General features: G+C 33.3%; 13 protein-coding genes and 1 other RNA gene. 7 read left to right on the forward strand and 7 right to left on the reverse strand.

Translation table 11 applies throughout. The features are described from left to right. Window positions 1-64 precede the first annotated feature (64 nt). Together HM992_RS10730 and HM992_RS10735 are read right to left on the reverse strand one after the other, a co-directional pair. Window positions 65-397, reverse strand: coding sequence for a CCC motif membrane protein (locus tag HM992_RS10730; protein WP_179319654.1), 333 nt, complete (start codon window positions 395-397; stop codon window positions 65-67). Window positions 398-410: 13 nt separating this feature from the next. Next, window positions 411-713, reverse strand: a complete 303-nt coding sequence (locus HM992_RS10735) for a DUF2752 domain-containing protein (RefSeq protein ID WP_317167230.1) — start codon at window positions 711-713, stop codon at window positions 411-413. Window positions 714-824: 111 nt separating this feature from the next. Here HM992_RS10735 and HM992_RS10740 point away from each other — a divergent pair, with 111 nt between their 5' ends. Then, window positions 825-1,040, forward strand: coding sequence for a hypothetical protein (locus HM992_RS10740; protein WP_179319655.1), 216 nt, complete (start codon window positions 825-827; stop codon window positions 1,038-1,040). After that, window positions 1,030-1,587, forward strand: a complete 558-nt coding sequence (locus HM992_RS10745; RefSeq protein ID WP_178984986.1) for a Smr/MutS family protein — start codon at window positions 1,030-1,032, stop codon at window positions 1,585-1,587. The genes HM992_RS10740 and HM992_RS10745 overlap by 11 nt, the downstream gene beginning before the upstream one ends. A gap of 6 nt (window positions 1,588-1,593) precedes the next feature. On the opposite strand, the gene HM992_RS10750 is transcribed toward HM992_RS10745, so the two are convergent. Beyond that, window positions 1,594-2,520, reverse strand: coding sequence for a hypothetical protein (locus tag HM992_RS10750; RefSeq protein WP_178984987.1), 927 nt, complete (start codon window positions 2,518-2,520; stop codon window positions 1,594-1,596). Between the two features lie 195 nt (window positions 2,521-2,715). On the opposite strand from HM992_RS10750, the gene HM992_RS10755 reads away from it, so the two are divergent. Continuing rightward, entirely contained in the window at window positions 2,716-3,864 is a 1,149-nt protein-coding gene (locus HM992_RS10755) for a cysteine desulfurase family protein (protein ID WP_179319656.1), read from the forward strand. Window positions 3,865-3,910: 46 nt separating this feature from the next. On the opposite strand, the gene HM992_RS10760 is transcribed toward HM992_RS10755, so the two are convergent. The 3 genes from HM992_RS10760 to HM992_RS10770 form a co-directional block, all read right to left on the reverse strand. Next, the gene (locus tag HM992_RS10760) at window positions 3,911-5,713 is read right to left on the reverse strand and encodes a T9SS type A sorting domain-containing protein (RefSeq protein ID WP_179319657.1); all 1,803 of its coding nucleotides are present in this window, start codon (window positions 5,711-5,713) and stop codon (window positions 3,911-3,913) included. Window positions 5,714-5,853: 140 nt separating this feature from the next. After that, window positions 5,854-8,322: a TonB-dependent receptor gene (locus HM992_RS10765; RefSeq protein ID WP_179319658.1), complete on the reverse strand. Its 2,469-nt coding sequence runs from the start codon at window positions 8,320-8,322 to the stop codon at window positions 5,854-5,856. Between the two features lie 64 nt (window positions 8,323-8,386). Then, complete coding sequence (locus HM992_RS10770; protein WP_179319659.1) at window positions 8,387-10,075, reverse strand: M23 family metallopeptidase; 1,689 nt, start codon at window positions 10,073-10,075, stop codon at window positions 8,387-8,389. Window positions 10,076-10,253: 178 nt separating this feature from the next. Between HM992_RS10770 and HM992_RS10775 the strand changes: the two genes are divergently transcribed. The 4 genes from HM992_RS10775 to rny all read left to right on the forward strand — a co-directional run bounded on the left by HM992_RS10775 (window position 10,254) and on the right by rny (window position 12,676). After that, window positions 10,254-10,544 (forward strand): hypothetical protein, encoded by a 291-nt coding sequence (locus HM992_RS10775; protein WP_178984992.1) that lies wholly within the window; start codon window positions 10,254-10,256, stop codon window positions 10,542-10,544. 20 nt (window positions 10,545-10,564) lie between these two features. After that, window positions 10,565-10,852: a cell division protein ZapA gene (locus HM992_RS10780; RefSeq protein WP_178984993.1), complete on the forward strand. Its 288-nt coding sequence runs from the start codon at window positions 10,565-10,567 to the stop codon at window positions 10,850-10,852. Window positions 10,853-10,911: 59 nt separating this feature from the next. Then, window positions 10,912-11,041, forward strand: a non-coding RNA gene (ssrS, locus tag HM992_RS10785) — 6S RNA. 57 nt (window positions 11,042-11,098) lie between these two features. Further along, window positions 11,099-12,676: a ribonuclease Y gene (gene rny / locus HM992_RS10790; RefSeq protein ID WP_178984994.1), complete on the forward strand. Its 1,578-nt coding sequence runs from the start codon at window positions 11,099-11,101 to the stop codon at window positions 12,674-12,676. A 40-nt stretch (window positions 12,677-12,716) separates the two neighbouring features. Here the strand turns inward: rny and HM992_RS10795 are convergent, their stop codons facing one another. Continuing rightward, window positions 12,717-13,898: a sensor histidine kinase gene (locus tag HM992_RS10795; RefSeq protein ID WP_179319660.1), complete on the reverse strand. Its 1,182-nt coding sequence runs from the start codon at window positions 13,896-13,898 to the stop codon at window positions 12,717-12,719. Between the last annotated feature and the right edge of the window lie 9 nt (window positions 13,899-13,907).

Below are 13,907 nucleotides of genomic sequence, written 5' to 3' on the forward strand. Positions count from 1 at the left end.
AATAAGCATAAAAAAAAGCGATTTTCAATTAAGAAAATCGCTTTTTTGTGTTTTGTAGATAAGACTATTGCCCCATCATTTCTTGCATTTTTTCTTGCATTAATTCTTGGTCTTGTAAGGCTTCCCATCCAAAAGATGATATCATCCATACATATATTAATACCATAATAATACTAAGAACTACACCGATAATTCCCATTATTTTTCCAGCTTTTACATTTCCAAAACCTGAATAATTTTCAGGTGCTTCCATGTATAATTTTGTGGCTTTACCACCAAGTATAATTGCTACGATTCCGAATATCAATCCAGGAACACCGTAACAACAGCATCCAATAATTGATAAGATTCCCATGACTAGTACTAATGTTCCATTAGGGATTTGTTGTTTTTCCATTGTGTTAGTTATTTTAGTTGATTAAAAAGGTTTTTATGATAAAACTTATTACAATAATACTAATATTTAATAAAAAAAGCCCTAAAATTATTTTATGACCCTTTTTAAATTGAAATTTAAGATGCAATAAAAGGAAAGTAAACATTACAATAAGTGAATATATAGCGGGATACATAAAAAATGCTCCAACTAAATCACCTTTTAAAATTAATGATATAGAGCGCTGCATACCACAACCCATACAATCAATATTAAATGTTTGTTTCCATAAGCATGGCAACATATATTCCTCAAGTCCTTTTGAAAATACTAGCATGTTGCGAAATTAAGAATTTGCTAAATTATTTACACCTCATTTTTAAATTCATTTGCGATTGCCGTAAATATTTTTCTAAACCTTACTTTTGCTAATATTAATTTATTAGTTATGGATATATCTAGAATCATAAATTTTTTCTGCATTGTAGTAGGTGGTATAGCCGCTTTTTATGCTCAAGCACAGCAAGAACAAAACAGCTATATACTAATAGGTGGAATTATGTTACTTGTATTTGGTATTTATAGAACGTCTAGAAATATACCAAGCAAGTTTGATAAAGAAGAGGAGACTTTTCTAAAAACAGAAAAAGAAGATGAAGTTTAAAGTAGGTGATACGGTAGAAACTATTGATGATGCCATTTCTGGAATTGTAACAAAAATTTCAGAAAATACAATTACAGTTGAAGATACTAATGGTTTCGATTTTCAGTTTGAAGCTCGCGAACTCATGTTGATGGCTTCGGGTAATAGTTTAGAAAATGCGGTTTACAATACTGATTTCGAAGCTGTAAAAAAAGAGAAAGCATCTAAAAAACGACAAACAGAACCTACGGTAAAACCAAAAGAACGTCACGCTCCAAAATTTGAAGTGGATCTTCATATCCATCACTTAACAAAATCGTCTAGAGGTATGTCTAATTTTGATATGCTCAATCTTCAATTAGATACAGCAAGAGGTCAATTAGAATTTGCCATGCGTAAACGCATTCCTAAAATTGTATTTATACATGGAGTAGGAGAAGGTGTGTTGCGTCAAGAGTTAGAAACGCTTTTTAGTCGTTATAATAATGTGCAATTTTACGATGCCGATTATAAAACCTATGGATTAGGCGCCACAGAAGTTAGAATACTTCAAAACGTAGAACCTTAATAAACTTTAATCGTCATCAGGATCATAGTCCGTTATAATAGTGGTTAACGTACCAAGATCAATTTCTGTTGATCTCAAGATTGTTAAATCGGTATTATTGATTGTAAAATTGGTTGTTACCGTTCTCGTATATGCATTCTCAAACGCATTGTAATCATCAAAATCATACGGTGTATCTTCCGCTGGGTTTAAATATAGAAGAACAAGAACTCCGTTAACAGCGATACGGTCATCGCCAGGACCATTTTCTCCATTAGCATCTTCTAAACGTGTTGGAATTTCGTCACCATCGTCATCAGGATCTAAATAATTTGGTACGCCATTTCCGTCTGTATCTAAAGGATTGGTTAAAGGATCATCATCACCATCTTCATCATCTTGATCAAGTTCATTAATTGTTTTTACGTTGTCACCGTCATCATCGATATCTAGATAATCTGGTATGCCATCTTCATCTGTGTCTTGAGGGTCATCAATACCTCCAGGGCCATATTCAGAAATACTTGGAACTCCATCGTTATCATCATCTACAATGGTAGACGTTATATAAACATCGCCAGAGCCCGCTTCGTAGTCTTCTCGGATGGTTAAATTATAGGGAGGGACTACAGCACAAATATCACTAGCACTTAATTCTCTGTTATAGGTTCTATAAATAAAACGAATTGTACCTGCGTTAATGGTTAATTCTAAAGGGACGTCTACTGTGGTCGCTGATGTAAATAGCGCATCATTAGTTGTAGACTTAGGAAAAATTAAAATAAGCGCTTCATTCGGATCATCTCGTGTGTCATAAACAAGGTGATAATCTTCAAAATTATCACAATATTCTAGTTCTTCATCAAACTCTAAATCTATAGTAAGGATATCACCATCATCACAAGAGGTTAAAAGTAATAGAAGACTGCAAATAATAAAAAGATGACGTTTCATAGACTCAATTTTGAACAAAAATAACGGATTTGTAAAATTATAACGCTCCATTATCTAAATAATTTTATTTAGAATATTTTTGCATTCAGAAAAGCGCATGTTTAAAATTTTATCATTCAAGGAAATGATATAAAGAGATAGACTTGTTTGCGTCTCTTAAAGCCGAAGTATGGCTGTAAAACAACAATAAAACATATGACCTCAGTATATTTAGATAACGCAGCCACCACAGCTTTAAGACCAGAAGTTGTAGAGCGTATGACGCAAGTGCTAAACGAAAGTTATGGAAATGCGTCGTCTAGTCATAGTTTTGGGCGTTCATCAAAAGCACTTTTGGAACAATGCAGAAAAAATATAGCCTCATACTTCAATGTTTCAGCTTCAGAGATTGTATTTACGTCCGGAGGGACAGAAGCCGATAATTTAGCCTTGCGAAGTGCTGTAAGAGATTTAGGGATTACAGAAATCATTACCTCTAAAATTGAGCATCATGCCGTTTTACATACAGCGGAACAGCTACAAAAAGAATACAACATAGATATACATTATGTAGATTTAGACGATTGTGGTCTCGTAAACTTTACGCATTTAGAACAATTATTACAATCGGCTAACAAGCCTTTAGTGAGCTTAATGCATATAAATAATGAAGTTGGTAATATTTTAGATATTGAAAACGTAGCGCAACTTTGTAGAACACACAAGGCATTGTTTCATTCTGATATGGTGCAATCTGTAGGACATTATAAAATAGATTTAAAAGAAATTCCTATTGATTTTATGGCAGCAAGTGCGCATAAATTTCATGGACCAAAAGGCGTTGGATTTTGTTTTATACGAAAAGAATCGGGTTTAAAACCTTTAATATTTGGTGGTGAGCAAGAACGAGGCTACAGAGCTGGTACAGAAGCGACGCACAATATTGTAGGTATGGACGAAGCCTTGAAGATAGCGTATGCTAATCTTGATGAAGATAAAAAATACGTTTCTGGATTAAAAGATTATTTCATTCAGCAAATAAAGACACATTTACCTGAGGCTAGTTTTAATGGCAGTTGTGAAACTGTTGAAAATAGTACATATACATTGGTCAATGTCTGCTTGCCAATTGCACCAGCAAAAGGACCAATGTTACAGTTTCAACTCGATTTAAAAGGTATTGCTTGCTCAAAAGGAAGTGCTTGCCAAAGTGGAAGTAGTCAACAATCGCATGTGTTATCTGCAATATTAACTGATGAAAAATTAAAACAACCTTCTGTACGTTTCTCTTTTAGCATTTATAATACCAAAGAAGAGTTAGATCATGTGGTTACTGTTTTAAAGGAATTTGTAAGTCCTAACTAAATTTAGGCTCAATAAAATCGTTTATTAATTTTGAAATCTAATAGGTCTAATTCTTAACAATTATCTTTTGAGATTTCGCTGTAGTGTTTGCATGAGAAGAGACATTCACAACATATACGCCATCACTTAATTGTAACGTCGATAAATTATAGTCATCTTCGATAGCATCAACATTTAGTTGAATAATACGTTTTCCTGTAACATCGTAAACCTCAATGCTCTTAATATCTAAACCATTAGGATTCTGTACTGAAAGTTGATGTTGCTTATTGTCTTGGTTTATTGTTAATGCGGTTGTATCAAATTCTTCAATATTTAAGACTTGATTAGTAAATACAATAGTAAAACGATCCGTATAATTGCCTGGCTCTATGTTTAGTTCGTAATCTAAATTTCTTAAATTAACATAGTTATCAGTATTATTATCATGAATATAAATGCCTTGAGAATCATCGAAATTCTGAATGTCAAATATTCTAAATCGCAGCGGCTGTTGTTGCTCTATATCAATAGCTAAAGGAATAACAAGGGCTTCTTCAAAAGGAAACGCTTGACCAGAATACACCTTGTCATCTAAAGAAAAATAGGCATCTGAGTTGTAGCTTTCTGTACGGATTAATTCTAACCCATAATCAAATCCAGCAGTTGCAGAATCATGAAAATTCAAAACCAATTGTCTTGTGTACTGCGATTCATCATCAATAAAATCGACATTAATTCTAAAGCGCTTATAGTCTTCAGGTATAATAGAAAGCCCATTATCTTGATATTGTATGCCTATTGGTTCACTCGTTTCAGAAGTATTAGAATCATTTGTATTGCTCCTAAAAAAGTAACTATCACCATCTGATTCTTTTGCAAACGCACGGTGATCATTTTTTACATATACCGTTGCTGGAGCTCCTGGTGTACCAGCTATTCCTTCTACCATAAAGCCCTGCCCAATTGGAATATACCTTCCAGCAGATTTTACACCATTGGTTGGTACAGGCAAAGGGAAACTATTATCTTGTTCGTCGTAGGTCATAAAAGCAGCAGGTGTATCAGTTATTATAGTTCCTGTGGCATCTATTGTAAATAAATAGTACCCACCAATATAATCTTGTAAGACATGAGAGGGGACATTACCATCTTGTTCCCAATATTGTAACGTGCCATTAATTGATGATTGGTTGGCAGGATCATGAATAAACGCAGCAGAATCCATAGCGCTAGGGTAGGGATTACCAAGTAAAGTGTTTAAGCCATTAGCAACATCGTTTGTAATAGTACCGTTGTTTGGTTTACCTCGAAAGTCATACAGTTGACTTTCTGTATTACTTATACCATTGCCTTTCATGGTGAACCCAAGACCTGGTTTAATATTTCCTGTAGCGCCAACAAAAATCCAATCGAGATATTGATCTGATATTTGATACGTCCATAACCAACGTTGGGCTATAGACAATGGGCTAGCACTGCCGTCGTACCCTCCCACAAATAATGCATCTACGCTAGATGTTAATCCTGTAGCATCATCAATTAAATTAACACGTGCATCTTCATTACCAAAAGCAGCAGAATTATTCCCAACAGGTGAACACCAGTAATTATAACTCCATTGGTTTACAGTTCCGGTTTGATAAACACTTAATTGACCTATACCAGAATTACCTGTCGTTCCATCACCTTGAAGAAGCTGAGCTTCATCTCTTAGATATATTTTAGAATCTGCATCATCAATGTTAACATCGTCTGTAACATAAACATATTGGTTTTTTACAAAGATATAAGCATCATTTTGTACACTAAGTTGCGCAAAAGAAATACTACAACAAATTAGCAGTAATGAAGAGAGGGAAAGTTTCATAATTCTTAAATTTTGAACTAAAGTATTGAGAGTAAGGTAGTCTTAATAATTTAGCTATTCAAAATTAGTTATATATTATGACGTTTATTTGCTGAATTCATCCAAAAACATACTCATTTCGTTCTAAACAAGGTAATAATCTAAAAACGGGCAGACAATCTTATATTAAACACACGTGGTGTTAAATAATTAGGAATTGCATATTGTTGCTTGCTATACACATCTCTCACCCAAGTATTAGTAATTGAGTTCTGGTTGTTAAACATGTTATAGATTTCGAAACCTATAGATAATTCTTTAAAAGATTCCTTCCATTTAGAATTATAGGTTTTTTCAGGATTAACTATTTCGTATGAAATTCCTAAATCAGCACGTCTATAATCACGCAATCTCAATTGGTAATTATATGGATCGGCGTAACTCGGTGAACCTCCAGGAACTCCTGTGTTATAAACCAAGTTTAAATACATTTTTAAATCTGGCATATTAGGTACATAATCTTGAAACAAAGCTCCAAATTTTAAACGTTGATCGGTTGGTCTTGCAATATAGCCGCGGTCATCTATGTTTTCTTCTGTTTTTAAATAACCAAAGCTAAACCAAGATTCTGTTCCTGGTACAAATTCTCCATTAAGCCTTAAATCTAAACCGTAAGCATAAGCTTTAGCATTGTTGTCTGCACTGTAGCGAATTCTTACATTTTCAAGAGTGTAAGGATTAACATCAGTCATCCCTTTGTAATAGGCTTCAGAAACCAACTTAAAAGGACGGTCCCATATTTCAAAGCTATATTCGTTTCCTAACACAATATGAAACGATTGCTGCGCTTTTACGTTGGGCTGTACTACGCCTTCAGAATCTCTTAACTCTCTGTAAAATGGTGGTTGGTAATACAAACCTGTCGCCACTCTAAAGAGCATATCTTTTTCCCAATTAGGTTTTATGGCAAACTGTGCTCTTGGACTAATTACTGTTTGTGTTTTATTATCTGAAATGCCGTCTCCACTAACTGTCCAGCTATGTGTTCTGACACCTGCATTGTAGAATACTTCACTGCCATTCCAGTCTGTTCGTTTGCTGTATTGCGCAAAAGCTTGAAGTCTATTGATTTGAACACGATTTGTTGCTCTTGTATTTTCAAAGGCTACTAAAGGGCCGGAAAAAGGTTCATAAGGCTGAGGATTTGCTTGACTAAATATTGGAGGTCTAATTGAAAAACCAGCAGAATCTATAACTTCATATTCTACTAAGCGATCTCTAATGTCTTCGTGAGTGTATTTAACAGACCATTCTATGGTAGTTTCATCATCAATTTTATAATCTCCTCTATGTTCTGCGTTAATAATGAATGCATCTAAATCGTTCCGCGCATGTGTTAATTGAGAGCCGATTCCTTCACTAAATTCGACTTCACCTAAATTTTCATCTCCAATATTAGTGTTCACTTCTCCTAAACGGTATTGTGCTAGGATGTCAAAATATTCTTGTTCTGTAGTATGGTAAGCGGAAGCAACAAGTTTAAGAGTTAAATCATCACTGGCAAAATAATTGGCTTTAAAAGCTCCAAAATAGGTTTGGTATTGATCTTTTTCTTGACCATCATAAAATACTAAAAGAGCAACAGGATCTTGTAAGGTACCGAAATTGGTTTGTCTATTTTCGGGTTGAAAGTTGTATTTATTTGAAGAGATGTTTCCAAGAAAATTTAAATGGAATTTGCTCGAAAAACGATAGGTTAAAAACGTTTGAGCATCTGCAAAAACAGGTTCTACATTACCATCCGTTTCAAGACTATTTAATAGTAAGCTGTTGTCTCTATAGCGAACACCTGCAATTCCAGAAAATTTACCGTCTTTTGAAACCGTTTCGGCAGTAAGACTTCCACCAAGTAAACTTAAATCGGCTCGTATACCAAAGTCAACAGGATTTCTATAAGTAATATCTAAAACAGATGATAGTTTGTCACCATACTTCGCTTGAAATCCACCAGCTGAAAAATCAACATTTTGAACCATATCAGTATTCACAAAACTTAAACCTTCTTGATTTCCAGAACGAATTAAAAATGGTCGGTACACTTCAATTTCGTTAACATAAACGAGATTTTCGTCAAAATTTCCACCTCTAACTGAGTATTGTGTACTTAGTTCGTTAGAAATATTAACTCCAGGTAATGTTTTTAAAATGTTCTCAACTCCAGGTTGTGCACCTTTTATGGTTCTAATCATTTGAGGCGATATAGAGGTGACTCCGTCAACCGCTTGTCTGGTGTTGGTGTTAATAACGACTGTAGCAATTTGTTCGACCTCAATAAGCATAACAGGATTGTACTCTATTTCCTGTCCGTTTTTAAGGTTGAATTTTTGTTCTACACGTTTGTGGGAAACATGAGTAAAAATAACAGTAACTTCAACTCCAAAAGGAATTTTGAGTTCGTAAAACCCGTTTGAATTGGTTGCGGTTCCTTCGCCAGTAGTTGTTGTAATATTGACTCCTTCGATAGGAAAATTCCCTTCATCTAAAATAACACCTCTAATAATTGCAGATTGCGAAAAGGAAAGCCCACAGATAAGTAAGCTAATAATAAGTATAAAATGTAAGCGTTTCAAATATCTTGTTTTTTTTAGTTAGCTTGAAATAAGGGTTTAGAATTAAGCTTTAATTCTAAAATCTCTATTTTCTAAAAAACGTTGCTTCAAATGTAGAACTATTTCCAACATTATCTGTTACAATTATTTTTAATTCGTTCTTGGTATCTTTAACGATATTATCGTTAAAATCGTGTATTAAAGTATTCGTTTTATAATCATATTCCATTAAGATCCACTTTCCATTAACAGTAGCTCTGTATTTACTTATGCCAGTTAACTTATCATCTATCTTTAGTTTTAGATAACGATAGTTGCTAATCCATTTTTTATCATGAAAGTTAGTCGGTGTTATAGTTGGAGGTTCATTGTCAATTGATAAGGCATACGTTCCTAAAGCTTTTGTTTTGGCTGTTAATATATCTCCTTTACGAGAGGTAGTTACATAGTATGGCTTCCAGTAATTACCATAAAATCGAGCAACGTAAAGCTTATCTTGATGCTCTAATTTATAATTACTTAAGTCGTAATTAATATAGAAGTTTTTCTGCATGGCAACGGTGTCTTCACCTAAGAAAAGCGTATCAGAGCTCACTTTAAAATCAATATAAGTGTCATCATATAAGGTGTTTTGGTAAAAGTCAACCGTAAAGTTTCCTGAGCTCAATTTTGTGTCTTTATCACTACTAACAAACGATTTTTTAGAGAGGTCTATAAGGCTATCTTTCTTAATGGTTTCATGTTTTCCGTTTATGGGTATAACCACCCAAGACTCATTCTCATGATAATCTCGTATTCTCACTTTATAAACAGAAGAGGTGCTATCTTTTATTTCAACATAGCCATGGTCATAAACATCTTTATAGATACTTAAAGGATTATTCTTTTGAACAAAAAGCTTCTGAATTTTAGCTTTTTTAGTAATAAAATACTCGTAATCTAAAAGTCGTTTGATATGTTTAGTTTCTTCAAAACTAATGCGTTTAAAATCTATTTCTAAGCTTTTATTCCCATTAAAAAATGTTTGAATGTTGCTAACACCATTATTATTTGGTGCTAAATCTTGTTTGTCAAATGAGATGACTCCAAAACCAACATTGCCATAAGCTGTTATTTCTTCGACAGCATAATCTCCAGTTTTTTGAGGAATTAACCGCAACGGCACTCGTTCGTTTTTACCATTAATGGTAGCGTTTTCATCTTTTGGATAAGCAAAAACACCTGAAACATAAGGCGGTTTAGAGTCTTTAACTTCCATACCAAAGAGCAACGGATTCATTGGTCGTTCTTGGTTGTCTCTTATTTCGAAATGCAAATGTGGTCCTCCAGAACCACCAGTGTTTCCTGAGAACGCAATTACTTCGTCTGGTTGAATGAGTAGTTCTTTATTATGTGGAAATACCTCTACTTCATAACTTTCTTTATCGTATTGACATTGCTTAATATACGCCTCTAAACGATCAGAGAATTTTTGAAGGTGACCATAAACTGTAGTATAGCCATTTGGATGCGTAATGTAAATCGCTTTTCCGTAACCAAAATGAGAAATTTTAATCCTACTGATATAACCTTCTGCAGCTGCATACACCCTTAAACCTTGTTTTTGTTGCGTTTTAATATCTAGTCCACCATGAAAATGAGTAGAGCGTAATTCTCCAAACGTACCAGAAAGGACTAAAGAAATATCTAAAGGATGTCTAAAATAATCTTGAGGGTATTCCGATTGCCCATAAATAGAGCACGATATTAAAAAAAAGAGAAAAAAATGTTTCATAAAATCAACTATTATAGCGAAAATATCAATTTGATTACGATTTGCAAATTATAAAATCGTAATATTTTTATTAACGGTTTAATTCACTTGAACTTATAATAATAAAAAATAAATGTAAAAGAATTGTATTTTTTCATCAGGTATGTTAACTTTGTTTCAATAGTATTGAATTGCTTTAATGAGTAAAATAGAAGACATTGTTGATGCGTTAGAGAATAAAATCAGTAAGATTTTACATAAGCAAGAGGTTTTAAAACAAACCAACGCTAAACTCTCAGAACAATTAGAACAACAGCAACAAAGGCTTTTAGAGCAGCAAGATGAAATTTCTACTTGGGTAGAAAAACATGATACGCTCAAAATGGCAAATTCAATGCTTGGTAGTGACGAAAATAAACGAGAAACGAAACTCAAAATAAATGCACTTATTAGAGATATAGACCACTGTATAGGTCAATTATCAGAATAATATTGTAAATTTAGATTATAATGTCAGAACAATTAAAAATTAAACTTTCTATTGCCAATAGAGTTTATCCGTTAACGATAAACCCAAGTCAGGAAGAAGGTTTACGTAAGGCCACAAAAAAAATTGAGGCTATGATTGGACAATTTGAGCAGAATTACTCTGTAAGAGATAAGCAAGATGTTTTGGCGATGTGTGCCTTGCAATTTGCGGCTCAAGTAGAGCAAAAGTCAATAGATAAAGAGTATGTAAATGAAGAAGTTCAGGAAAAGTTAGTCGCTTTAAACGAACTTTTAAATCAGCATATTTAACTCGTACGTTCTTTAAAATAAATAAGGTTACTGCCTACATTAGTTACATTTTTTGATAAACTCAACGATCAATTCTTTAAAAAGGGTGAGTTTAAGTTGTAAAATCGTGCTGTTAGTACTGAACTTGTTTCAGTGTCTTAGACAGATTTTTGATCAGCTTGTTAGCCCTAAACTTGTTTTAAGGAGTTTATACAAAACCGATAACTGATGTAGGCTTTTTTTATACACTAAAACTAAATAACAAACATGGACACTAACACAATTTTATATATTGTTGGAGGAGTAATATTAGGAGTAATACTAGGATATATAATCGCTAAAGCTTTAGAAAAAGGAAAGGCTTCAAAACTAATTGCAAATGCAGAAATTGAATCGAAATCTATTTTAAAACAAGCAAAATCAGATGGAGAATCGCTTAAAAAAGATAAAATACTACAGGCTAAAGAAAAATTTATTGAGTTAAAATCAGAACATGAAAAAGTGATTTTATCTCGTGATAAAAAAATGGCTGAAGCTGAAAAGCGCATTAGAGATAAGGAGTCTCAAGTTTCTAGTGAACTTTCCAACTCTAAGAAAGCAAATCAATCTTTAGATTCTAAAATTAAGGATTACGATTTCAGATTAGAATTCTTGGAAAAGAAACAAGAGGAAATTGAAAAAGCACATAAAAACCAAATTAAACAGTTAGAAGTTATTTCTTCATTATCAGCAGAAGAAGCTAAAAGTCAATTGGTAGAATCACTAAAAGAAGAGGCTAAGACTGATGCTTTGGTGTTTATTCAAAATCACTTAGAAGAAGCGAAGTTAACGGCACAGCAAGAAGCTAAAAAGATCATTATAAATACCATTCAGCGCATTGGAACAGAAGAAGCTGTTGACAATTGTGTGTCTGTATTTAACATAGAATCTGATGATGTTAAAGGTAGAATTATTGGTAGAGAAGGTCGAAACATTAGAGCTATTGAAGCAGCAACAGGTGTTGAGATTATTGTAGATGATACTCCAGAAGCAATTATCTTATCTTGTTTTGATTCTGTAAGACGTGAAATTGCTCGTTTATCGTTACACAAATTAGTAACGGATGGTAGAATACATCCTGCTAGAATTGAAGAAATTGTAAGAAAGACTGAGAAACAAATTGAACAAGAAATTATAGAAGTTGGTAAACGTACGGTTATCGATTTAGGAATTCATGGGTTACATCCTGAATTAATAAAAATGGTAGGTCGTATGAAATACCGTTCGTCTTACGGACAAAACTTACTACAACACTCGCGTGAAGTTGCTAAGCTTTGTGGTGTAATGGCTGCAGAACTAGGTTTAAACCCTAAGTTAGCAAAACGCGCAGGATTATTACACGATATCGGAAAAGTACCATCATCTGAAACGGATGTTGAGACTCCACACGCTATTTTAGGAATGCAATGGGCAGAGAAACATGGTGAGAAACCAGAAGTTTGTAATGCTATTGGAGCTCACCACGACGAAATTGAAATGACTACTTTATTAGCACCAATTATTCAGGTATGTGATGCTATTTCAGGAGCAAGACCAGGAGCAAGACGTCAGGTGTTAGATTCTTACATCCAAAGATTAAAAGATTTAGAAGATGTTGCCTTTGGGTTTACGGGTGTAAAGAAAGCTTATGCGATACAAGCCGGTAGAGAACTACGTGTTATTGTAGAAAGCGAAAAAGTAACCGATGAAAGAGCTGCAGGTTTATCGTTTGAGATTTCACAAAAAATTCAAACTGATATGACCTATCCAGGACAAGTAAAAGTAACTGTGATTAGAGAAACTAGAGCAGTAAATATTGCGAAGTAAATAACATTACCAATATAAAAACAATAAAGAGCACTCTAAATTAGAGTGCTCTTTGCTTTTTAAACGTTAGGATGAACGCTGTACCTTCATTAAGCTTACTTTCCAGTTCAATTTCACCATTTAAAGCTTCAACTTGTGTTTTGGTAATATAGAGTCCAATCCCTCTAGAGTCCTTTCTATCTGTACCATGAAATGTTTGGTACATGTCAAATAATTGATCCTTAAACTTTGCAGTGTCTATACCAATTCCATTATCTGAAATTAGAATTTTTATAGTGTCTTTAGTGTGTATGGATTGAATAACGATTTGAGATTTTTTATTAGAATCAGCATATTTTATACCGTTTGAAATGATATTGTAAAACACGCTTTCTAAATAAGACCGGTTTGTATATAAGGTTTCATCCTGTCTTAAAGCATTGTGTATTGTAACCCCATTTTTAGTACAGTCTAATGTTAAACTTTCCGATATTTTGTTAATACAACGATGTAAGTATATGTGCTCATTAAACTCGTTTAAATTCGTTTTAGATTTTATACTGATAATGTCGTCTAAATCATCTATCGTTGTGGTTAAGGATTCCGAAATTGATTTTAAATGCCCAATAAGTTCTTTTTTTTCAGATTCTTCTTTTGCTTCATCATAAAACTCTAATATGTTCTTTAGATTTCCAATATGAGTATTTAAATTATGAGAAACGATATGAGTAAAACTGTATAATCTTTTATTTTGACTAGTGATAAGTTGAAGGTTTTTTTTGAGTTGTGCTTCGCTGTTTTTAGTGGTGGTTATATCTGTATGTGTACCAATAATACGTGAAGGTCTGCCTTTATGGTCTCTTTTTGCAATTTTCCCTTTATCTAAAATCCATTTATAAGAACCATTTTTACATTGAATGCGATATTCGTGTTCATACAAATCAATGTCACCTTTTAAAAGAGAATTAAAATCGTTGTAGTAGTCTTCCTTGTCATCTTCATGCACTTTGTTATCCCAAAACTCAGATGTGTTTTTTAGCTCATTATCAGCATAACCAATAATCTGTTTTGATTCTTTAGAGTAGAATACTTTGTTAGTTATAATATTCCAATCCCAAAGTCCAACTTTAGATAATTCTAATGCGATTCTATGTTTCTCTTCCTCTAGTGAGCACTCCGAAGTTGTGTTGTTTTTATAACGATTTGACTTATAGTTTTTTAGGTTTAGGCTTGGGAATTTCATTGCTTTTTC

The organism is Winogradskyella helgolandensis (genome assembly GCF_013404085.1).
Classification (GTDB): domain Bacteria; phylum Bacteroidota; class Bacteroidia; order Flavobacteriales; family Flavobacteriaceae; genus Winogradskyella; species Winogradskyella helgolandensis.